This is a genomic window from Streptomyces sp. S.PB5, assembly GCF_030403745.1.
Taxonomy (GTDB): domain Bacteria; phylum Actinomycetota; class Actinomycetes; order Streptomycetales; family Streptomycetaceae; genus Streptomyces.
Genome location: NZ_JAQMWP010000044.1, coordinates 1 through 21,566, shown reverse-complemented (window position 1 = coordinate 21,566; position 21,566 = coordinate 1). Strand labels below are relative to the sequence as shown.

General features: G+C 69.9%; 20 protein-coding genes and 1 pseudogene. 12 read left to right on the top strand and 9 right to left on the bottom strand.

From position 1 onward, the window contains the following. Positions 1 to 123 precede the first annotated feature (123 nt). The 7 genes from PH203_RS49000 (at position 124) to PH203_RS48970 (ending at position 5,639) form a co-directional block, all read left to right on the top strand. On the top strand, positions 124 to 477 hold the full coding sequence (locus tag PH203_RS49000; RefSeq protein ID WP_354671331.1) for an SsgA family sporulation/cell division regulator: 354 nt from the start codon (positions 124 to 126) through the stop codon (positions 475 to 477). Between the two features lie 158 nt (positions 478 to 635). Next, positions 636 to 1,217: a hypothetical protein gene (locus tag PH203_RS48995; protein ID WP_289929406.1), complete on the top strand. Its 582-nt coding sequence runs from the start codon at positions 636 to 638 to the stop codon at positions 1,215 to 1,217. A 261-nt stretch (positions 1,218 to 1,478) separates the two neighbouring features. Further along, positions 1,479 to 1,766: a WhiB family transcriptional regulator gene (locus tag PH203_RS48990; RefSeq protein ID WP_289929404.1), complete on the top strand. Its 288-nt coding sequence runs from the start codon at positions 1,479 to 1,481 to the stop codon at positions 1,764 to 1,766. A gap of 376 nt (positions 1,767 to 2,142) precedes the next feature. Next, on the top strand, positions 2,143 to 3,564 hold the full coding sequence (locus PH203_RS48985) for an FAD-binding oxidoreductase (protein WP_289929403.1): 1,422 nt from the start codon (positions 2,143 to 2,145) through the stop codon (positions 3,562 to 3,564). A gap of 107 nt (positions 3,565 to 3,671) precedes the next feature. Then, on the top strand, positions 3,672 to 4,673 hold the full coding sequence (ilvC, locus tag PH203_RS48980) for a ketol-acid reductoisomerase (protein WP_289929402.1): 1,002 nt from the start codon (positions 3,672 to 3,674) through the stop codon (positions 4,671 to 4,673). After that, positions 4,666 to 5,142: an MEKHLA domain-containing protein gene (locus PH203_RS48975; RefSeq protein WP_289929400.1), complete on the top strand. Its 477-nt coding sequence runs from the start codon at positions 4,666 to 4,668 to the stop codon at positions 5,140 to 5,142. The genes ilvC and PH203_RS48975 overlap by 8 nt, the downstream gene beginning before the upstream one ends. Before the next feature lie 44 nt (positions 5,143 to 5,186). After that, positions 5,187 to 5,639, top strand: a complete 453-nt coding sequence (locus PH203_RS48970) for a hotdog domain-containing protein (protein WP_289929398.1) — start codon at positions 5,187 to 5,189, stop codon at positions 5,637 to 5,639. Positions 5,640 to 5,679: 40 nt separating this feature from the next. On the opposite strand, the gene PH203_RS48965 is transcribed toward PH203_RS48970, so the two are convergent. After that, the gene (locus tag PH203_RS48965) at positions 5,680 to 6,507 is read right to left on the bottom strand and encodes a PrsW family intramembrane metalloprotease (RefSeq protein WP_289929395.1); all 828 of its coding nucleotides are present in this window, start codon (positions 6,505 to 6,507) and stop codon (positions 5,680 to 5,682) included. A 413-nt stretch (positions 6,508 to 6,920) separates the two neighbouring features. Then, positions 6,921 to 7,406, bottom strand: a complete 486-nt coding sequence (locus PH203_RS48960) for a nitroreductase/quinone reductase family protein (RefSeq protein ID WP_289929394.1) — start codon at positions 7,404 to 7,406, stop codon at positions 6,921 to 6,923. Positions 7,407 to 7,605: 199 nt separating this feature from the next. Between PH203_RS48960 and PH203_RS48955 the strand changes: the two genes are divergently transcribed. Both PH203_RS48955 and PH203_RS48950 read left to right on the top strand, forming a co-directional pair. Beyond that, complete coding sequence (locus tag PH203_RS48955; RefSeq protein ID WP_289929393.1) at positions 7,606 to 8,274, top strand: hemerythrin domain-containing protein; 669 nt, start codon at positions 7,606 to 7,608, stop codon at positions 8,272 to 8,274. 79 nt (positions 8,275 to 8,353) lie between these two features. Next, positions 8,354 to 8,983 carry a helix-turn-helix domain-containing protein gene (locus PH203_RS48950; protein ID WP_289929392.1) on the top strand — a complete coding sequence of 210 codons (630 nt, stop codon included), beginning with the start codon at positions 8,354 to 8,356 and terminating at the stop codon, positions 8,981 to 8,983. 26 nt (positions 8,984 to 9,009) lie between these two features. On the opposite strand, the gene PH203_RS48945 is transcribed toward PH203_RS48950, so the two are convergent. Further along, complete coding sequence (locus PH203_RS48945; RefSeq protein ID WP_289929391.1) at positions 9,010 to 10,173, bottom strand: TDT family transporter; 1,164 nt, start codon at positions 10,171 to 10,173, stop codon at positions 9,010 to 9,012. Positions 10,174 to 10,415: 242 nt separating this feature from the next. On the opposite strand from PH203_RS48945, the gene PH203_RS48940 reads away from it, so the two are divergent. Further along, the gene (locus PH203_RS48940; RefSeq protein WP_289929389.1) at positions 10,416 to 10,829 is read left to right on the top strand and encodes an SPW repeat protein; all 414 of its coding nucleotides are present in this window, start codon (positions 10,416 to 10,418) and stop codon (positions 10,827 to 10,829) included. Between the two features lie 14 nt (positions 10,830 to 10,843). Beyond that, on the top strand, positions 10,844 to 12,775 hold the full coding sequence (ftsH, locus tag PH203_RS48935) for an ATP-dependent zinc metalloprotease FtsH (RefSeq protein ID WP_289929387.1): 1,932 nt from the start codon (positions 10,844 to 10,846) through the stop codon (positions 12,773 to 12,775). A 68-nt stretch (positions 12,776 to 12,843) separates the two neighbouring features. Here ftsH and PH203_RS48930 read toward each other — a convergent pair whose 3' ends face one another. Further along, complete coding sequence (locus PH203_RS48930) at positions 12,844 to 13,626, bottom strand: TetR/AcrR family transcriptional regulator (RefSeq protein ID WP_289929384.1); 783 nt, start codon at positions 13,624 to 13,626, stop codon at positions 12,844 to 12,846. A 252-nt stretch (positions 13,627 to 13,878) separates the two neighbouring features. On the opposite strand from PH203_RS48930, the gene PH203_RS48925 reads away from it, so the two are divergent. Next, on the top strand, positions 13,879 to 15,243 hold the full coding sequence (locus PH203_RS48925; protein WP_289929383.1) for a dipeptidase: 1,365 nt from the start codon (positions 13,879 to 13,881) through the stop codon (positions 15,241 to 15,243). Positions 15,244 to 15,249: 6 nt separating this feature from the next. Here the strand turns inward: PH203_RS48925 and PH203_RS48920 are convergent, their stop codons facing one another. The 5 genes and pseudogenes from PH203_RS48920 to PH203_RS48900 form a co-directional block, all read right to left on the bottom strand. Further along, positions 15,250 to 18,018: a LuxR family transcriptional regulator gene (locus PH203_RS48920; RefSeq protein ID WP_289929382.1), complete on the bottom strand. Its 2,769-nt coding sequence runs from the start codon at positions 18,016 to 18,018 to the stop codon at positions 15,250 to 15,252. A 116-nt stretch (positions 18,019 to 18,134) separates the two neighbouring features. Next, the gene (locus PH203_RS48915) at positions 18,135 to 18,800 is read right to left on the bottom strand and encodes a DUF4232 domain-containing protein (protein ID WP_289929381.1); all 666 of its coding nucleotides are present in this window, start codon (positions 18,798 to 18,800) and stop codon (positions 18,135 to 18,137) included. Between the two features lie 153 nt (positions 18,801 to 18,953). Continuing rightward, a pseudogene (locus PH203_RS48910) lies at positions 18,954 to 19,761 on the bottom strand (4-hydroxybenzoate octaprenyltransferase). 41 nt (positions 19,762 to 19,802) lie between these two features. After that, a complete protein-coding gene (locus tag PH203_RS48905; protein ID WP_289929380.1) occupies positions 19,803 to 20,171 on the bottom strand; it encodes a helix-turn-helix domain-containing protein in 369 nt (122 codons plus the stop codon). 72 nt (positions 20,172 to 20,243) lie between these two features. Beyond that, on the bottom strand, positions 20,244 to 21,566 hold a 1,323-nt coding region (locus PH203_RS48900), incomplete at its 5' end, for a glycoside hydrolase family 38 C-terminal domain-containing protein (protein WP_289929379.1).

Here is a 21,566-nt window from a genome sequence, read left to right as displayed (position 1 = left end):
GACGAACCCGCCCTGCCCACCGAACTCACCGCATAGCCTCAAAACCGAGATCACCGAGTGGCCGTCAATACACCACTTCGGCGGACGTGACCCGTTGCTGGCACGCACTGGGCTGCCAGGCGGCTGCCTCTTCCGATCAACTGTGAGTTTTCGTACCACCCCAGGGATCCCTTTGCCATCACTCTGATCTTCGACGCCGAAGGCGAATGGCCGGTGCGCTGGGTGTTTGCCCGGGAGCTGCTGACTGAGGGACTGACAGCAAAAGCGGGTCAGGGAGATGTCACGGTCTGGCCGGAGCATGGTCCGGAAGAGGGCTACATGGTGTGGGTTGAGGTCGGCAGTGCCAGTCATAAGGCACTCTTCGAGATCCCGGCCTTGCCGGTAGCCCAGTGGCTGGCCAGCACCTATGCCCTGGTGCCCCGAGGGCAGGAGATGGAGGGCGTGGATTGGGAGGAGTTGACGCAGCTGACTGATTGAGGTGTCGGCATTCAGCACTCTCCTTAATCGGTAGTGACACCAAGCAACGGCCAGGCAGAGAGTCAAGGCGTAGTATCAGAAGCAGCGCCTGAGTACGCCCCTCAGTAACCGCTACGCATAAGCCTTCACTCAGAGCCGAACCAAGGAGGGTCCGCGGCATGACTGACGCCAAGATGAGTACGACCGAGGTAGTGACGCAATACAGCTCCCAGTTGACAAGTGATCTCGAACGGAACGCGCAGGAACAGGACACCATTCGGGGCGAGATCGAGGGGCTTCAAGGGCGTCTGCTCGCCCTGCAGAATGATCACGCGGTGCTTGCGAGCATGCGGCAGGCGTTGGAGAACGGCATTCCGACCCAGCATGCGGCCGGATCGCCCGGGGGCCGCGGTGCCGACAGCGGCTACGGCCCGCTCGGCGGCGCCGTCGGCGTCCAGCGCAGGATCCAGAACCAGCCGACTTTGGTGTCGTTGATCCGTGCCTACCTGGCCCAGCAGTCGGAGCCGTGCTCCGCAGCCGAGGTCGCCTCGGCACTGAGTGAGGGCCATCCGGACCGGATCATCAAGACGACGGTCGTGCGCACCACCCTGGAGGGGCTGGTGGCACGGAGCACGGCGCAGCGCCTCAAGCAGGGCCACTCCGTGTTCTACACCAGCCTTGAGGGCGAGGAGGGCCCGAGCGGCACGGTGGAGAACTCGGAAGAGACCTCCTCCGCTGGCCGTTCCGGCTCCAAGGACTGAACTCCCGTACCTGGTCGAGTAATTGGGGACCGTGCCCGTCGGCACCTGAGCGCATCCGGATCCCGGCGCGGTTCCCCCTCAGTCGTTCGGTCGACAGCGCACTTATGCGACTCCTCCATCCACGGCGCATGTCAGCTTCCCGTACTCATGTGTCAGTCATCTGACTGATGCCTCACTCTTCCTCCTCAAAAGACCATGAATGGGAGAAATCCCGCTGATTCCAAGGAAGTTCGGTGGCGGGAGAGAGGAAGGAAGACGACCATGCGAACTCGACTGCTGCCTCTGCTGAGCGACTGGGAGTGGCAGGAACGCGCCGCCTGCCGCGGAATGAGCAGCGCTGTCTTCTTCTCCCCTCCAGGGGAGCGGGGGCGAGAACGCTGGCAGCGCGAGGAACGCGCGCGCAGGATATGCGGCCGGTGCGAGGTGATCGAGCTGTGTCGCGCCATGGCGATGGACTTCGAGGAGCGGTACGGGGTGTGGGGAGGCATGTCCGCGGGAGAACGCCGGGACATCCTCGACACGGACGGCACGGAAACTTTGCTTCTGTAGCCCACGGAACCCGCGAATCGGCGAATTACCCATTCAAGGCCCTTGCTTTGCACATGCTTTGCCGTTCAGCCCTGTGAAGGTGTACCCACTGAGTACACCCGCCCGGAATCGCCTTGTGGCCGTCCGGAGATCCCTTAAGGTCGTTCCCGGAAGCAGATCTGTCAGGTCTCCACATCCCGGGAACACCTCACCGACGGTCGCGCGAAGCCGAGGTTCACGCGCCGCCTCCGACCTGGAGGACATCGATGTCCTCCGCGGTGTCCCGGGTCGGCACAGGCGGCCGACGCCCCCTGCGAACCGGTGTCCTCCACGCCGAACGCGTCTCTGGCTTCCGTTCCCCTGTCCGGCGAACTCTGGTGAAGCGATGGTCGACAACGTGACAGCTGACGTGCGGATCAACGAGGACGTGGTGCTGCCCCGGGCAGACCACACCGAACTGTGCGCCGCCGTCGACGGGCCGGTCCTGGAGCCCGGCGACCTCGCGTACGAGGAGGAGTGCCGCCTGTTCAACCTGCGGCGTGCCCTGACACCTGCGGTCGCTGTCGGCGCCACGAGCACGGACGACGTCGCCACCGCCGTGCGCTACGCCAACCGGCACGGCATGGCGGTCGCGGTGCGTGGTCAGGGGCACCAGGTGGTCCTTCCCCGGCACACCGGCACCCTGCTGATCAGCACGCGCCGGCTGCGCGAGGTCACCGTCGACGCCGGGCGGCGTACCGTCCTGGTGGGAGCCGGCACCACCTGGAGCGAAGTACTCGCCGAGACCGACCGATTCGGGCTCGCGCCCGTCGTGGGCTCGGCTCCGCACGTCAGCGTCGTCGGCTACACCCTTGGCGGCGGACTCAGCCCGCTGCTCGGCCGCAGCCTCGGCTACGCCGCCGACCACGTCCGCCGGATGGAGGTTGTCACCGCCGACGGAACCGTACGGCACGTCACGCACGACTCCGATCCGGACCTGTACTGGGCGTTGCTGGGCGGTAAGGGCAACTTCGGTGTGGTCACCCGCATGGAGTTCGACGTCTTCCCGGTGCGCCGGTTCTACGGCGGAGGCCTGTGGTTCAGCGGGGAGCACATCCACCCGGTGCTGCGGGCCTGGCGGGCGTTGGTCCCCGCCCTCGGCGAAGAGACGACCACCTCCTTCTCCGTCCAGCGCCTTCCGGACGTCGCGGCGCTGCCCGAGCCAGTGCGCGGGGCCTTCGTGGTGCACATACGACTCGGTCACCTCGGCCCCGCCCGGGAAGGAGCGCGGCTGCTGCAACCGCTGCGCGCCGTCGCCCCACCGGTCCACGACACCCTGGCGGAACGACCCTTCCGGGAGATCGGCGAGATACACCTCGACCCCGTGCACGCCATGCCGTTCGTGGAGACGAGCTTCGGACTGCGGGAATTTTCGGACGTCACCCTGGAACGGTTCGTGGAGCTCACCGGCCCCGGCTCCGGCTGCTCGATGAAGAGCGTGGAGGTCCGCGCCCTCGGCGGAGCACTGGACCGGAACCCGGCGCGGCCCAACTCCGTTCCCTCACGCGGGACGCCGTTCATGACGTTCGCGGTGGGCGGCGGCCCGCCCACCCGGATCGGCGCCATGCAGGATTTCCTGCGCGCGTACACCCGCGGGCTGGCGCCGTGGAGCGCACCGCACAATCTGATCAACTTCGTGTCACCGGACGAGGCACTGAGCGAGGCCGCCGTCCGTGACCTCTACGGCGGGCAGCGCTACGCCCGGCTCGCCGCCCTCAAACGCGTCTACGACCCGGCCAACGTGTTCAACGTGAACCACAACATCAGGCCGGCTCGGTAGACGGACCACCGTTCCCGACACACCGCACGGGAACCAGCGCCATCCGGCGTGCCCCGCCCCGTCAACAACATCAGCTCCTCGCCCGGCGAGGACGTGAAAGGACCGAAGTGGCCGAGCTGTTCTACGACGCCGACGCCGACCTGTCCATCATCCAGGGCCGCAAGGTCGCGGTCATCGGTTACGGCAGCCAGGGCCACGCCCACGCGCTGTCGCTGCGTGACTCGGGTGTCGACGTCCGCGTGGGTCTGCACGAGGGCTCGAAGTCCAAGGCCAAGGCCGAGGAGCAGGGCCTGCGCGTGGTGACGCCCGCCGAGGCCGCCGCCGAGGCCGACGTCATCATGATCCTGGTGCCGGACCCGATCCAGGCCCAGGTCTACGAGGAGGCCATCAAGGACAACCTCAACGACGGCGACGCGCTGTTCTTCGGCCACGGCCTGAACATCCGCTTCGACTTCATCAAGCCCCCGGTCGGCGTCGACGTGTGCATGGTCGCCCCGAAGGGCCCGGGCCACCTCGTCCGCCGTCAGTACGAGGAGGGCCGCGGCGTTCCCTGTATCGCGGCCGTCGAGCAGGACGCCACGGGCAACGCCTTCCCGCTGGCCCTGTCGTACGCCAAGGGCATCGGCGGCACCCGCGCGGGCGTCATCAAGACGACCTTCACCGAGGAGACCGAGACCGACCTCTTCGGTGAGCAGGCCGTCCTCTGCGGTGGCACCGCCGCGCTGGTCAAGGCCGGTTTCGAGACGCTGACCGAGGCGGGCTACCAGCCGGAGATCGCGTACTTCGAGTGCCTGCACGAGCTGAAGCTGATCGTCGACCTCATGTACGAGGGCGGCCTGGAGAAGATGCGCTGGTCCGTCTCCGAGACCGCCGAGTGGGGCGACTACGTCACCGGCCCGCGGATCATCACGGACGCCACCAAGGCCGAGATGAAGAAGGTCCTCGCCGAGATCCAGGACGGCACCTTCGCGCGTGAGTGGATGGCTGAGTACCACGGCGGTCTGAAGAAGTACAACGAGTACAAGCAGCAGGACTCCGAGCACCTCCTTGAGACCACCGGCAAGCAGCTGCGCAAGCTGATGAGCTGGGTGGAGGACGCCGATGTCTGACCGGTCTCCGTACGACCCGGCCTTTGCCACCCTGCTCCTTGACAGCCACCGGCGCGTCGTCGGCACTGAACTGTGTCCTCCGGAGTGGTCGGACGACGCGGAGGCCGCTGCATGGCTCCAGGACAAGGCCCCCTTCGGGCTGCTCGCGCACGACCTGTCCGCTGACCCGGAGTTCGCCTACGCCAATCACATCGCGCAGCACTGCTTCGGCTACACCTGGGAGGAGTTCATCGGCCTGCCGTCCCGATTGTCAGCCGCCCCCGACGGCCAGTCCGACCGTAACGCCTTTGTCGAAGCGGTCAACCTGCGGGGATTCGCGGACGGTTACCGGGGCTGCCGGGTGCGCAAGGACGGCAGCCACTTCTGGATCGAGCACGTGACCATGTGGGACCTGATCGACACCGACGGTACCCGGCACGGCCAGGCCGCCGTCTTCCGGGCCTGGACCGAAGCGACGGCCCAGGTGTGACCGGGCTCGCCGACCGCCCGTACGGGCATGAGAGGGAGAACGCGATGAGTGAGGCGACGACCGACCAGATGACGGACCGTCAAGAAGGCACCGCCGCTGGGCAGACGGCGTCCGTGGAGGTCTTCTTCGACGACCTCGATGCCTTCGGCATGCTGTACCACGGCCGGTTCGCCGCGCTGCTGGAGCGGGCGATCACTCTGTGCTTCGCCCGGCAGGGTCTCACGTTCGGGCACCCGGACCTCAACGTCGTGGTCCGGGAGCTGCACCTCGTCTTCGAGCGGCCGGTCAAGGGGATCGGACCGGTGGAGGCCACGTTCGAGCTGGACGCGCTCGGCCGCACCAGCGCCTCGTTCGCCTTCCGCATCCACTCCGGAGAGGTCACGCACGCCCACGGCCGACGTGTGATCGTCAAGATCGATCCACGGACCGGCGTCCCGGATCCCTGGACGCCGGCCACGCGCGAGCTGCTGCAGCGGATGCTGCCGGGCTCGCGCTGAGACCGGTCCGGCCCGTGTGCCCCGCACGGGCCGGACCACGTCACCCCGCCATCAAGGCCCCGGGCACGCGGCGCGGCGCGGCCAGCCGGTGGGTGGTGTACACCAGCAGAAGCAGGCTGACCGTGGCGAGCACGCCGTAGGAGAGGTCGCTGTTCAGGCTGTCCCAGGTGGTGTGCAGCGCGACCGCGATCGCGTAGACCAGCACGAAGAGTGCGATTGACCGGCCGCGCTGCCGGTGTGCCGCGGCCGACCACAGTGCTGCGGCCGTCAGCCCCGTCCACGCCATGTGCGCGGCCGGGCTCAGCAGACCACGCCACACCAGCAGGTCGTCCACGGCCGACAGGTCACCGTTGGATTGGATGAGCTCCACGAAGGCGTAGCCCATTGTCTCGAAGACGGCGAACCCGGCTCCGGAGGCCACCCCGATCAGCAGGCCGTCACCGGGATGCCGGTCCCGGATGATCAGCAGCAGCAGGACCGGGACGATGAGCTTAGCCGCCTCCTCGATCAGGCCCACGGCCAGCATCGGGAGGAACTTCATCAGCAGCAGAGTCCGGTACTCCAGGAAGCCGGCCGTCGTCACCCCGATCGCGCCGCCCGCCAGACCGGTGATCGCCACGACACCTGTACCGACGCCGAAGTCGAGCCGGCGCCCGGCCACGAAGGCGACGAAGGCCGTCGGCACCAGGGCCGCCCCGAAGAAGATCAGGGCCGGGATGAGGTTGGGGTTCTCGGTGGAGACGAGGGCGGAGCGGATGAGCCAGAACAGCAGCAGGCCGACTACAAGGACGGCCACCCAGCTCCAGCGGCGGCCGAGACGGGACAGCCGGCTCTCGTCGACCGCGATGGACGATGGAGCGATGGACACGGGCACGACTTGCCTCCCCACACAGTACGGATGCAGCGAGGATGCCGGGCCCTGGTCGCGGCGCACATCGCATGTTCGTGCCAATGGCATCCCCGCGATGGGTCGTTCACGCCCTCACGGTGAGCCCTCGGGACGCCGCGGCGCAGAAAGGACCGGCGGACGAGATGAACGGAGAGCCGCACCGCTGTCCGCATCCGCCGGTCCCGGTACCGCTTGAGCGTTCTGGCCTGTGCATAGACGCCCCCACACGCAGTGCCTACCCAAGTGGGACTGGTGGTCGCCTCCGCGGTAAGGATGCCGGGTGCGCCACCAGTGGCTGAGCGTACGTGCGGTGGGCCGGCCTGTGGAGGGACGCGGTAAGTACACCCAGCCGTTTGCCGGCACCGGTGGTGAGGAGGTGGCGGAGCCCGGGTTCAGTCCACCGGTTCCAAGACCAGGACCGGAATTGTCCGCGTGGTCTTGGAGCGGTATCCCTCATAGGAGGGCCAGGCCCGGACCGCGCGCTCCCACCACTCTTGGCGTACGGCACCGTGGACCTCTCGCGCCCGGTACGGCTTCGTCTCCGCGCCGTCCCAGAGCAGTACCTCCGGGTTGGCGACCAGGTTGTGGTACCAGGCGGGGTGGGTGGGGGCGCCGCCTTTGGAGGCGACGGCCGCGTATCGGCCCTCGTGCTCCACTCGGATCACCGGCGTCTGCCGGGTCCGCCCGGTCCTGGCCCCGGTCGTCGTGAGGATGACCAGCTGGGCGTGCGTGCCGTCGTACTCCACTGCGATGGAGTCCGTCGTGCCTGTCTCGAGAGCGGTGCCGACCAGACGTGCCTGGTCCAGTACCCAGACGTCGTCGGGCATGACACTGAGATCCATGTCCGCGGTGGGCTGTTCAGGGGTGCGTTCTGCCATGGGTTATCGCCTTATGAAGTAAGTGAGGGTCGGTAACGTTACCGGAGTCAGTGTATGTTCCTTGACATCTGTATGGAGCTCAGCCGACGCCGATGAGAGACATGTGACTTCTAGTAGACTCATGTCCCTGTCAGGTAGTTGCGTTGACCATTCATTCTGACCTGACGCTCCCTTTGACCTCTTTTGAGAAGGTGCTGGCATGCCCCACACATCTACCGACCGCGCCGACGTCCGAGACATGCTCGTGGTGCACGAGGCCTTCCGGCAGAACTACTCCCGACTTCCCGAACTCATCAGGAGCGTCAGCCCGGGCGATGTCGAGCGGGCCGCAGTGGTCGCGGACCACGCCCAGCTCATCGAGGAGTTCCTCCACCTGCACCACAAGGGCGAGGACGAGCTGCTGTGGCCCAAGCTGCTGGAGCGGGCCGGGGACCGGCTCGGTGGCACCGTGGCCCTACTGGAGAGCCAGCACGAGGAGATCGCTGCCCTGCTCGCCGAGTCGGCGCAGCGGCTGGCGATCTGGCGCGAACAGCCTTCCGCGGAGTCGGGGGAGCCGCTCGCCGATTCCCTGGAGCGGCTGGGCGGCCTGCTGACGGAGCACCTCGGCATCGAGGAGAAGGACGTCCTGCCGCTCGTCCCCGACCATGTGACGGAGAAGGAGTGGCACGAGCTCGGCGATCACGCGATCAATGCGCTGCCCAAGAACAGGCTGCCTGTGGTCTTCGGCATGCTCGCCTCGCTCGCCGACCCCGAGGTCGTCAAGCTCATGCTGTCGAGCGCGCCGCTGGTGCCGCGGCTGATCATGCCCGTGCTGGGGCCGAAGGCGTATGCCCGGCACGCCCGCAAGGTGTACGGCTCGGCCGCCTGAACCGGCGGGGCGGGGCGCCACGCCTCGTACCACCTCGTGCAGGACGGCGCAGGAGAGCCAGGAGACACAGGAGAGCACTGTGACCGCTCAGGACCGAGCGCGGGCGGACCTCCTTCCGGGCGCCTCGACGCGGCCTGCTCGAAAGGACGCCGCCCGCAACCACGATGCGATCGTCGTCGCCGCCCGCGAGGAGTTCGCCGAGCACGGCGACGACGCGTCGCTGAAGGCGATAGCGCGGCGCGCGGGAGTTGGCATCGCCACCCTCTACCGCCACTTCCCCTCGCGCGCCGCCCTGCTGGAGACTGTGTATGCCGATGACGTCGTCGACACGGTCGACGCGCTGTGCCGGACGGCCGGCGACGGGCCTGCCGTCCGGACGGCGGCAGGCGGGGCCCCGCAGCCGTGGGCGGCGCTGGTCGGCTGGCTGGGACAGTTGGCCGGGGCGGTCGCCGAGGACGCGGCGCTGCGCGGGACGTTCACCGATCGGCCGTGCACCCTGGAACCGTGCCGTGCGGCGCTGGGGGACACCGTCGCTCGGCTGCTGACCGACGCCGGGGTGCGGCTGCCGTCGCGCCAGGGGATGGATGCCGATCAACTGCTGCGGACCGTGGTGACCGTCGCGGTATCCCCGTTCCTGAGCGAGGCGGAGCGCGCTCGCGCCCTCGCCGTCCTTCTGGACGGGGTGCAGGCGGGCGCCGGTCCCGGCTGAGGGGACGGCGCCCGTGTGCGGTGGCGTCACCGCGTGGCGGCGGGCGCCGGGGCCAGGAACAGCGTGCCGCGGAAGCTGCCGCGCAGGGTGCGGACGGCGACGGTGGCCCAGGCGGTCAGCAGCAGGACATAAAGGACGGCGGACGCTCCGTCGAAAGCGTCCGAGCCCAGCCGTAGCGCCAAGGCGCAGGTGCCGGTGACACAGGTGCCGACGGGGAAGGTGAAGCTCCACCAGGTCAGGGTGAACGGCAGGTGCCGGCGGGCGGTGCGCAGCGTGAGCGAGGCGGCCAGGAGCAGCCACATCATCGCGAAGCCCCAGGTGGGCACCCCGTAGACGACACCGAAGACCTCGGCGCCCCGGGCGTACGGCTCGGGCAGGGCCAGCCGGGCCACCGAACCGAGGGCGTTGGCGGCGGTCACCGACTGCCCCAGCGGGCCGAGCACGATCCACAACGTCGGCACCATCGCCGCGGGGCCGAGCTTGTGACGGACCAGCCGGCTCCACACCTGGGTGATGATGACCAGGCTGGTGAACAGGCTGATGCCGAACATGGCGTAGCAGGCCAGCAGCAGGGTCAGCCGTTCCTGGCCCGCAGGCGCGTGGGGGACCAGGGCCGCACCGGTCGCGGCGGAGACCATGGGCGGGACGACCGGCATCAGCCATCCGCCGAACGCGGAGTCCTCGCGGACCTCGTGCTCGGTCATCGCCAGGAACGGGATCCACACCGCGGTGACCAGGCCGAGCAGGGTGCCCCCGGTCCACAGCACGGCGTCCACGCGTACGGCCGCCGTCAGCCCGATCCAGTCCCTGCCGAGGGAGAGGGTGCCGGCGCCCACGGTCATCAGGGCCATCGCGGGGGCGCCCCAGAAGTGGCCCATGACGGGGTTGTGCGCGTGGCCGCGGGCGACCTGCGGATGCCAGAACCAGTGCACGGCCCAGGCCGCGGTCAGCGCCACGAGCAAGGCTGACGCCAGCACCCAGACGACCGTGCCGAACACACGCATGCCGGTGACGTGGAGCGGAACGACGGCGGCGGCGTTGGCGACGATGCCGGTGCCCATGATCGACGCGTACCAGTTCGGCCCCAGATTGCCGAAGACCTCGGCGGGCCTGTCCAGGTCGCGCAGGAAGGCCCGTGACGCACGGGATCGGCCGGGTGCGTGGGAGGAGGGTGTGACAGAAGTAGTCATGCACCTATCGTCCCTGGCGCCATATGACTTCAGTAGTCACTGACTTCGTATCACGTCATAAGGTCGCTTTATGAGTAGGTGGGTTCAGGTTCGTTCTCTGTATCGCGTACATGTGTGATGCCGTGCCCTCCGAGCGCCCAGCAGTATGAGTCCACGTACCGCCCGAACCTCGACACCGGTACGCGCGACGGGCAGCAGTGAGGAGTCCTCGTATGTCCGGCTCTCCCCATGGCAGTGACGACATGGCACGACATCCGGACGCCTTCGAGATGCGCAAGCGCTACGCCCGGGTCCTCAGCGCGCACGACGTGGCGCTGGTGAACGGGCCGGTGTTCGTCGTCGGTCTGTTCTTCGCCGTCTCCCCGTGGGTGGTGCGCTTCGCCGTGCACCACGGCGACCTGGCGGTGCACGACCTGATCATCGGAAGTGCCATCTGCCTGCTGTCACTGGGTTTCACGGTGGCTCCCGAGCGGATGACCGGCATGAGCGGCGCGCTGACGCTGACGGGCGTCTGGATGGCCGTGTCCCCGTGGGTGGTGGCCGGCCCGCATCCGCAGCGCGGCGCCGCCGTGGACGGCGTGGTGCTCGGAGCGCTGGCTTTCGGGCTCGGACTGGTGTGCACCGTCATGGTGCGCCGCGCCAACAGAATTCTCTGAAGAGGACTGACTCGATGACTGATCCCGTTCCGCCGCGCCACGACCCGCACCAGTCCTGGCGCACCGAGGGCGGACCGGCGCCCTCCCCCGACAGACGGCGCGGCAGGGGCGGTTGTCTCGTCCAGGCCGTGATCCTGCTCGTGGTGTACCTGGCGTTCGGGTTCCTTTACAGCAACGTGCGCGGCGACGGCACGACCTCGGTCGACTACACCGTCTTCACCGCGCAGTTGGACGCGGGGAACGTCAAGAGCGTCTATTCGCGCGGGTCGCAGATCCAGGGCACACTCAAGCACGCCGACCCGGTGCCGGGCGGCGCCAAGGGCGACACGTACACGCGGTTCACGACTTACAAGCCCGCATTCGCCGACGCCGATCAGCTGTGGGCACAGATCGTCAGGCAGAAGGTCGCGGTCACCGCCGAGCCGGTCGCGCAGGGGCCCGGACTGGCAGAGTCGCTTCTGGTGTCCTTGCTGCCGACGGTGCTGCTGATCGCCGTGTGGGTGTTCGTAGCCCGGCGGATGGGCGGGGGACTGGGCGGGGCGGGCGGCATCCTCGGCCGCAAGCCGCCCAAACCGGTGGAGCTGGAACCGGGCCGCAAGCGGACGACCTTCGCCGACGTGGCCGGCATCGACGAGGTCGAGGGCGAGCTGAACGACGTCGTCGACTTTCTCAAGCACCCGGACGCGTACCGGCGCTTGGGCGCGAAGATGCCGCGCGGCGTCCTGCTTGCCGGTCCTCCAGGCACCGGCAAGACGCTGCTCGCGCGCGCCGTCGCGGGGGAGGCGGGGGTGCCGTTCTTCTCCGCCTCCGCGTCGGAGTTCATCGAGATGATCGTGGGTGTCGGTGCCTCGCGGGTGCGGGAACTGTTTGCGGAAGCCCGCAAGGTGGCGCCGTCGATCGTCTTCATCGACGAGATCGACACCATCGGGCGGGCCCGCGGTGGGGCGGGCGCGGGCGGGCACGACGAACGCGAGCAGACGCTCAATCAGATCCTCACGGAGATGGACGGCTTCTCGGGAGCCGAAGGGGTCGTCGTCATCGCCGCGACCAACCGCGTGGACGTCCTGGACGCGGCCCTGACCCGGCCAGGACGGTTCGACCGGGTGGTGAGCGTGGCCCCGCCGGACCGGAGCGGCCGGGAGGCCATCCTGCGCATCCACACCCGCGCCATCCCGCTCGCCGCGGACGTCGACCTCGCCCGGCTCGCCCGTGCTACGCCGGGCATGACCGGTGCCGAACTGGCCAACCTCGCCAACGAGGCCGCGTTGCTTGCCGTCCGGCACGGACGCGACCGGGTCGAACAGAAGGACCTGTCGCAGGCGCTGGAGAAGGTGCAGCTCGGCGCCGAACGGCCGCTGGTGATGCCCGAGGAGGAACGGCGCCGGACCGCGTACCACGAGAGCGGTCATGCCCTGCTCGGCATGCTGCAGCCGGGCGCAGACCCCGTCCGCAAGATCACCATCGTGCCGCGTGGCCGGGCTCTCGGTGTGACTCTGTCCACCCCGGACGTGGACAAGTACGCCTACACCGAGGAGTACTTGCGTGGCCGGATCATCGGGGCGCTCGGCGGGATGGCGGCCGAGGAGGTCGTCTTCGGGATGATCACGACCGGCGCGGAGAACGACCTGGAGCAGGTCACCGGCCTGGCACGCGGCATGGTGGCACGCTGGGGCATGAGCGAGAGGGTAGGCCGGCTGTCGGCGCTGCCCCAGGACGGGCAGCAGGCCTACGGGCTGCCGGCCGCCCCCCGTACGCTGGACGCGATCGACGAGGAGATGCGCCGGATCGTCGACGAGTGCTACGAGGAGGCCTGTCGCACACTGCGCGACCACCGCGACCGGCTCGACGCCCTGGCCGAGGCGCTGCTGGAGCACGAGACGCTCGAGGAGGCGGACGCCTACCGGGTCGCCGGTGTGGCCTCCGCACCGGCCGGAACTGCGCGGTGAGCGCCGGACGCCTTGTTCTGCCGAACCCACTGACGCGACGCCGGCGGTGCGGCACGGCGCGAGGCGTCCTAGAGGCCGCCGGGGCCTGCTCGGCCGGTGAGCCGGGTCAGCCACTCGCCCAGCAGCAGGCGCTCGCCCGGAGTGAAGAGCCGTTCCTTGTCCTCTCCGGCGTCCTTTCCGTCGCCGTCCTCGTCGAGCAGGGCCTTGAGCGCCACCGCGTGCCGGGCGCCGCGTTCGGCACGCGGCCGGGCCTCGGGGGTTTCCTGGTCATCGGTGTCACTGGTGATCAGGGCGGCCAGGACGGCGTCCCGGGTGTTCTCCGAGAGGCCTTCGTGCGCGGCGAGGAGTCCGGCCGCATCGGCGCCGATCAAGGTGACCGTCACGCCGATGCCGGCGGCGTGGACCATCGCGGCGGCTGTCTGGATGTCCTTGCGCAGCCGGCCCGTTTCCGCGACGCGGGTGACCAGCCGCACGAGGATGTCGTACGCCTCGCCCATCACCGCGACGCCTTCGCCCGGCCGGGGGTCGGTGTAGAGGAGCCGGTACAGTGCCGGGTTGGCCAGTCCGAATGACACGTGCAGGTCCCAGCCGCGGCGCAGCTGCTCGACCGGGTCGCCGGAAGAGAGGTTGGCGTGCTTGTCGGAGAGGTATGAGGCGAAACCGCGCTGGGCGACCTCGTCGAGGAGCCCCTGCATGTCACCGAACTGCCGGTAGATGGTCTGGGCCTGTACGCCTGCGGCCGCGCTGACGGAGCGGGTGGAGACCGCCTCCCTCCCGCCCTCGGCCAGCAGGTCCGCCGCTGCCCGCAGGATCCGCTCGCGGGGCTGCAGGGTCGTCTCGGTCATCGCCATGGAAGCAATGATAACGCTTGGCCGTGATCGCCGCTGTGTTATCGTTGATGCGCTGTAAATGTGATCGCTAATACGACTCGCCTGGGCTCCACCGATCAGCCCACCCGGTCGCAGACGGTCTCCCGAACGCAGTGGCAATAGGCACGACACTCCTGGCGGTCCGCGAAGGGCCAGGAATTGCCCCCGGCTTTCGGAACCACTCGATTTCAGTCACCTGATGTCTTGTCATTGACTCATCAAGGAGCGCCTTTCATGACACAGGACCCCCTTGCCGCCTCGATCACGAAGATGCTGCCTCGCGCCCGAACAGAACTCGCCGAGTTGGTCGCCTTCCGTTCGGTGGCCGACGAGGACGTCAGCCCGCGCAGCGAGTCGGAGCAGGCCGCCGAGTGGATCGCCGGCGCGCTGAGCGCCGAGGAGTTCCAGGACGTGAGGGTCATCGACATGCCGGACGGATGGCAGTCCGTCTACGGCCACCTGCCCGGCCCGCCCGACGCGCCCACGGTCCTGCTGTACGCCCACTTCGACGTCCAGCCGCCGCTCGACGAACATGCGTGGACCACCCCGCCCTTCACCCTGGCCGAGCGCGGGGGCCGCTGGTACGGGCGGGGGGCCGCGGACTGCAAGGGCGCCGTCCTCATGCACCTGCTCGCCCTGCGCGCGCTCAAGGCGCACGGCGGCATCCCGGTGAACGTCAAGATGATCGTCGACGGATCGGAGGAACAGGGCACCGGCGGCCTGGAGCGCTGCGCGCGGGACGATCCCGGCCTGCTGGCTGCCGACGCCGTGCTGATCGGCGACGCGGGCAACCTCCGGCACGGCGTGCCGACCGTCACCACGGCACTGCGCGGTATCACCATGGTGCGGGTCCAGGTGGAGACACTGCGGGCGGATCTGCACTCGGGGCAGTTCGGGGGAGTGGCCCCTGACGCCCTCACCGCCCTGCTGAAGATCATCAACTCGCTGGTCGACGAGGACGGCTCCGCCCGGGTGGACGGGCTCCCCGAGGACGGCCGCTGGTGGGGCCAGGAATATCCCGAGGGGGACTTCCGCACCGACGCCGGCCTGCTCGACGGGGTGCGCCTGACCGGTGACGGGACGGTCGGCGACCGGCTCTGGGCCCGGCCGTCGGTTGGCGTGATGGGCATCGACTGCCCGGCCGTCGGCGCGGCCACCCCGACGATCCACGCCCGGGCGCGGGCCGCGCTCAGCCTGCGCATCCCGCCGGGACAGGACGCTTGGACGGCGACGGAGCTGATGATCGCGCACATAGAGAAGCACACACCCTGGGGCGCCAGAGTCTCCGTCGAGCCGCTTGGACAGGCCGAACCCTTCCGGGCCGACCCCTTCGGCCCGGCCTACCGGGCGATGGCCGCCGCGATGGGCACGGCCTACCCCGGACGCACCATGCACGTTGCCGGGTTCGGCGGCGGCATCCCGTTGGCCGGTGCGCTGGCTGAGCTCTGTCCCCGGGCGGAGATCCTCCTGCTCGGACTGAACGAGCCCGAGGCCCGCATCCATGCGGTCGACGAGAGCGTGTCGGTGGAGGAACTGCGACGCCTCGCCACCGCCGAGGCACACTTCCTGCGCGCCTACCCCGCCGAAGCGGGCTGCTGACCGTCCTCAGCGCGACAACGCGTCCCGCAGGGACGCGCGCGAGGTGATGCCGAGCTTGGGGAAGATGCGGTAGAGGTGGGTGCCCACCGTGCGCGGTGACAGATACAGCTTCGCGCCGATCTGCTTGTTCGTCAGACCCTCCGCGGCGAGCGAGGCGATCTCCAGCTCCTGCGGCGTGAGGGCGGCCAGCCCCATGCCGCCGCCCGTCTCGGCGGACCCGGAGCGGCCGGAGGCCCGCAGTTCACCCGCCGCCCGGTTCGCCCAGGGGGTGGCCCCCAGCCTGCGCAGGGCGCCGAGTGCCGTGGTGAGCTGGGCGCGGGCCTCACCGAGCGCCCGTGCCCGGCGCAACCACTCGCCGTACAGCAGCTGCACGCGCGCATGGTCGAAGGGCCAGCGGTGGGCGCCGGGCGTGGACACCGCCCGCTCGAAGAGATCTGCTGCCGACTGGTCCGGGGCGACGAGGGCCTGCGCGGCCAGCGTCAGCATGGCCAGGCGGGGCGACAGCTCAGGCAGGGCCTCCCGCATCGCCCGGACGTGCGCCGCGGCCTGCTCCGTCCGGCCCGTCCGCACGGCCGCCTCGACAAGGTCCAGAGCCACCCAGGGCGCGTGCGGGGAACCGGGTTCCAGCGTGCCCGCCGGGCTGACCGCGCAGGCATGCCGGTACGCGGCCTCGTGATCGTCCCGGCCCAAGGCCGCGAGGGCCCGCGGATGGTGGGCGGTGCGGGCCACGCCGTACGCCTTGCGCCCCTCAGCGAGGCGCGTGACTTCGTCGGCCCACCAATCGGCGGACTCTTCCCCGCGCGCCGCGGCCAGCAGCGCCTTCAGCAGGGGGAAGGCCCCGCCCACGAAGCCGTAGCCGCGCGCCTGCGCCGAGGCCAGACCCTCGTCGGCGAGCTGCTCCGCCTCCTCCCAGCGGCCGGTGCCGAAGTCGTCCAGGCACAGGTGGGCCAGGGTGGACAGCCCGCTGGCCACCGCCCCGCCGGCCCGTCCATCCTCGATGATGCGCCAGGCCGCGGACCGGCAGCTGTCGAACAGATCGAGGTAGATCGCCGAGGAGTTGATCCGGACCAGGTGGTGGGGCGCCCGCTCCCCTTCCTGACGGTCGATCAGCCGGGCGAACCGCTGCCGGGTGTCCGGGGAGGTGCCGGCGGGGGACGGACAGGTTCCGCTCGTCAGCAGCAGCACTTCCGGCGGCGTGGGAGAAAGCCGGGCGACCGCCTCGTGCAACGGCGGCCAGAAGTCCTCCCGGCCCGCGGCCCAGCACACCGTCATCAGCATGTCGAGCGCGTCCACGAGATCGGAGCGTGCTGCCCGGTAGCCGTGGTCCCCGCGCTCGACGGCCGCCACGAGCGCTGCGTGGGCCGCTTCCAGGTCACCCTGGTCGCCGTCGAGCAGCAGACACGCTTCGGTCGCCGCCGCGTGCAGCGAGCCGCCGTGGTCGGCACGGATGCGCCGCGACTCGGCCAGCAGCCTGGCGGCGCTTTCCGGCTCACCGGTGACGCACGCCGCCAGATAGGCCGTCTCTGCCAGGCGCCGGCTGCGTTCGGTGTCATCGGCGCTGAGCTCCGCGGCCCTGGTTAGAGCTTCCATGGCACCGGTGGTGTCCGCCCGGCGGAGTCTGCGGTGGGCGGCCTGCTCCAGTAGCTCCGCCACCCGGTCGTCGGCGCCGGCCGCAGCCTCCGCGAGATGCCACGCGGACCGGTCCGGGTCATAGGCGAACACCTGCGCCAGGACGTGGTGGACCTGTCGTACGTCGGCGTCCGCGCAGGAATCGACCACGGCCGAGCGTGCGAGGGGATGCTGGAATGCCACCCGGCGGGTGGCGAGGTCGACCGTGACCAGCTTGGAGCGCTCCGCGGCCGCGAGATGGTCGAGCACGGGCTCACCGGGCACCGCCTGCTGCAGTACCCGCAGGTCCCCCGTACCCTCCTGCGCCAGCACCAGCAGCGTGTGCCGCGTCTCGTCCGGCAACCGTGCGATACGCGCGGCGAAGGCCGATTCGATGTGGCCGGTGAGCGGCAGGACGTCGGGCAGCGCTTCGATGGCCGACATCTGCGTGGTGCTGAGTACGCCGGGCAGTTCGAGCAGCGCCAGCGGGTTTCCCCGGGACTCGGCGACCACACGGTGGCGGACGCGGGGGGCCATGGCCGGGAAAGCGGTGCTGACCAGGGCGTCGGAGGCTTCGTCCGCGAGCGGGCGGACCTGCAGCCGGGCCAGTCCGCCGCGTTTGAACGGGTCGTTCTCCCAAGGACGCGACGCGGCGATGAGGCCCAGCCGGGAGCCGGCCGGCCGGCGGGCGACGAAGCCCAGCGCGGTGGCGCTCGGCGGGTCGATCCACTGCAGGTCGTCCACGACGAGGACCAGCGGACGCGACTCGGCCTCCTGCCGCAGTAGGTTCAGACAGGCGTTGAGGATGACCAGCCGGTCGGGCACGGGGCCGGTCCGCAGGCCGAGGGCCGACATCAGCGCCTCGCGCTGGTGCACCGGGAGCCGGTTGAATCCGGCCGCCAGCGGCAGCAGGATCGTGCGCAGGGCTCCGTAGCTGACGTCGGCCCGGTACTGCACGCCCGTGCCCCACAACACCCGGCCGCCGAGCGCGGCGGCCCGCTCCGCCGCGGCGGTCAGCAGACGTGTTTTGCCCACTCCCGGCTGCCCGGCCAGGAACAGCGATGCCCCCTCACGACACGCGCGCCCCAGGAACCCGTCGATGACGCGCAGTTCCCGGTCACGCCCGAAGAGGGGAAGCGGGGCGTGGGCGGATGGCGGAGTGTCCACGCCGGGCATCGCGGGTGTCGCCGGTGCTGCCCGCCCGCGGTGCCAGGCAGGGGGAGTGCCGGGGGCCACGGCGCCGGACGGGTTCGCTCCCGGGGCCGTGGCCCGGTGCTGGCCAGTCAAGTTCCGCTGCCCGGGGACAGGACGGTCAGCGAGGCCGTGGACGCGGTGCCGGAGACCGGCACGGCGCCGCCCCGCCACGGGGCCCGCAGGGGGGTGCGCTCGTCGGGCGGGGTGATCAGGAGGTAGGCCGGCGTCGCGGTCGTCGCGCCGCTGACACCGGGGTTGGCGAACGACAGGGCCGACCACGCGCTGTACCCGGGGCCCAGCGTGACCACCGTGGCGGTGCCAGCGTCGCGGGTCGGATCGGGCCCGAGTTGTCGGCCGGCGGTGTCGGTGAACGCCGCTCCCGGGTATCCGGCCAGGGTGCAGGTGCGGTTGGAGGTGTTGGTCAGCACCACGGGGAAGTTCTCCTGGCCGGCTCCGGGGTCGTTGCGGCCGACCGAGGCGCTCAATTCCGAGGTGTGGCACCGCCCGGTCGCCGCCGTGCCTTCTCCCGCCGGGGCGGAGGAGGCCGCCGTACCGGGCGCCGCGGACGCCATCGGCGCCGGCGCCTGCGGGGAAGTGCCGCTCGTACCGGCCGAGGCCGTCGGCGTCGCTGTGGTTGGCGCGGCCGACGGGCCGGCGTCCCCGCCGCCGCTGCCGCAGGCGGTCAGCAGGGCGGCGAGCGTCAGAGTGCCGGCCCCGAGGGCGATCGGGGGGAATCGGCGAGGTGCGCGGGCCATGACCACTCCTTTGTCGTGTATGAGTTCTCGGCCGGACCTCAATGTGGTGTCTCACTTATGAGTCATGTCAGAAACATGATGTCACGACCAATCAGTCCACCCTATGCAATGTTTGCCCAAGTGTCTGTTCATAGTGAGTCAGGGGCGTATGGTTCAGTTCAGTGACAGGCCCCGAACGAGCGGATCCAGCAGGGTGCAGCCGAACAACGCGATTCCGATGAACCCGTTGACCTGGAAGAAGGCCCGGTTCAGCCGGGACAGGTCGTGCGGGCGGACGATGGTGTGCTCGTAGCCGAAGGCGACCAGGATGACGACCAGGCCAGGACCACCGAAACGCGCGGGGACCGACCGGAGGCCGGTCCGGCGGTCGGTGTCGACGTCCTGTCAGGCGTAGATGAGGTCGAATCCGCCGATCCAGATGCCCACCGCGAGGCCGAGGACGATCGCCTTCCAGGACCAGCCGCCGGTGACCGCCAGCCAGGCCCGGACCGGCCCCATGGACTGCGCCAGCCCGAGGAACGCCTGGGGGAAGTCCGTGAACCGCTTGGCGTAGGGGTAGACCACCATCGGCACGACGGCGACGGGGGCCAGCACTAGACACAGCGGATTGAGCAGGGCGGCGCCGAGGAAGACGGCCACGGCGATCAGAGCCCCCGTCCACGCGTGCTGCACGGACATCGCTCCGGCGACCAGCTTGCCGTGGGCCGTGCGCGGGTTGCGGGCGTCGATCTCCCGATCGAAGACCGGTTGGCCGCCATCGCGAAGGTGCGCAGCCCCACCATGCAGACGGTGACCAGCAGCAGTGTCGTCCAGTCGACGGCGCGCGCCTGCTCCCACATCGCCGTCAGCGCCGCGATGTAGGCGAACGGGAGCGCGAAGACCGAGTGCTCGATCATCACCAGGCGCGCAGGAACGCCGACGTGCGGCCCGGCCGGGGGACCGCCGCGGGTACGGAACTCACGGGCGCGCCCCCGTCCGCGGTGACATGGGTGCGGCTGCTGCTCACTCGTCGTAGGCGTTCCAGGCCTGTTCGAACTGATCGACACGGCACTCCAGGAGGGCGACCAGTTCCATGGCCTTGGCCGCGACCGTGTGCCCCAGCGGGGACAGGCCGTAGATCACCCGGGGCGGAACAGTGTCCTCCACCTGCCGGGTTACCAGCCCGTCCCGCCGCAGCGTCTGGAGCGTGTGCGACAGCATCTTTTCGCTGATGCCCTCGATACGGCGGCGCAGCAGGTTGAACCGGAACTCCCGTTGGTGCAGCGCGGCCAGGACGAGGATCCCCCAGCGACCTGTGATGTCGAGAAGCACTTGACGGGAGGAACAGTCCTTCGCGAAGACACTGACTTCGCACTCGTCTGCGGTGTTCATAGGTAAGACATTAACCACCTCAGGCCATGTGTAGGTACTGAGTCATGATGCACTCAGGGATACAGTCATGTGTCAGTTTGCGGCCCGCTTCAGTCGCAGCGTCATCAACTCGAACGGACGCAGACGGACGGCGATCCGGCCGCCGTCCACAGTCGGCGCGACGACGTCCTCCAGACGGCGTTCCAGCAGGTCGGTGACGGTGACCGCGGCGACCGGGAAGCCGGCGGTCAAGGTGGCGCGAGCCCGGCCGCCGTGCGCCTCGTGCAGCCGGACCACCACGTCACCGCTGCCGTCGTCGGCCAGCTTCACCGCCGTGATCACGACCGCGTCCCGGTCGACGGACACCAGCGGCGCGACCTCACCGGTCCCGGTCACCCGCCGCTCCGGCAGATTGATCCGCCACCCCTCACGCACCGCGTCACCGATGGCCGCGCCGGGGATCAGGGCGTGCCGGAAGCGGTGGACGCCCTGGTCGGTCTCGGGGTCCGGGAAGCGCGGGGCGCGCAGGAGGGAGACGCGGACCGTGGTCGTCGTGCCCCAGTCGCCGTCGGTGCGGACCGTGCGGGTCACGTCGTGGCCGTACGTCGAGTCGTTGACGACGGCGACGCCCCAGCCCGGTTCCTCCAGGTGGACGAAGCGGTGGTTGCAGGCCTCGAACTTGGCCGCCTCCCAGCTGGTGTTGGTGTGGGTGGGGCGGTGGAAGTGCCCGAACTGGGTCTCCGACGCGTACCGTTCGGCGTGTACGTCGAGCGGGAACGCCAGCTTCAGGAACTTTTCCGTCTCGTGCCAGTCGACCTCGGTGTCCAGCAGCAGCCTCCGCTCCCCGGGTGCGAGGGACAGCAGTTGGGTGACGCGGGAGGCGCCGAAGGTGCGGACGATCCGTACGCCGGTGCCGCCCTCGGGGACGACCTCGTCGGCGGCCGTGAGGTCGGTGACGGTGTTGCGGTAGAACTCGTCGACGTCCCAGGCGTCCCACATGTTCGGGAAGTCCGGGTGGAGTTGGAGGAGGCCCGCGGCCGTGCCCGGCGCGACGGTCTCCCGGTCGGCCTCGATGTCGTACACGGAGACCACCAGGCCCTGTCCGTCGATCTCGACGCGCAGCAGGCCATTGTCCAGAACGAAACCGCTGCCGGGGCGCTCGGTGAGAGCCGTCCGGCCTTCGTGTGAGGCGGTTCCGGCGCCTCCGGCCGGGACTCCGGCGCGGGAGTGCGGCGCGGAGTTGAACAGCAGGATCCGCTCCCCGTCGCCCGCGAGGGCCCGTTGGGCCGCCTCGATGATGCCGGTCAGCTCCCCGGCGATCCGCTCGTACGTCCTGCGCGCTTCCCGGTGCACCCAGGCGATCGACGAGCCGGGCAGGATGTCGTGGAACTGGTGGAGCAGGACCGTCTTCCAGAT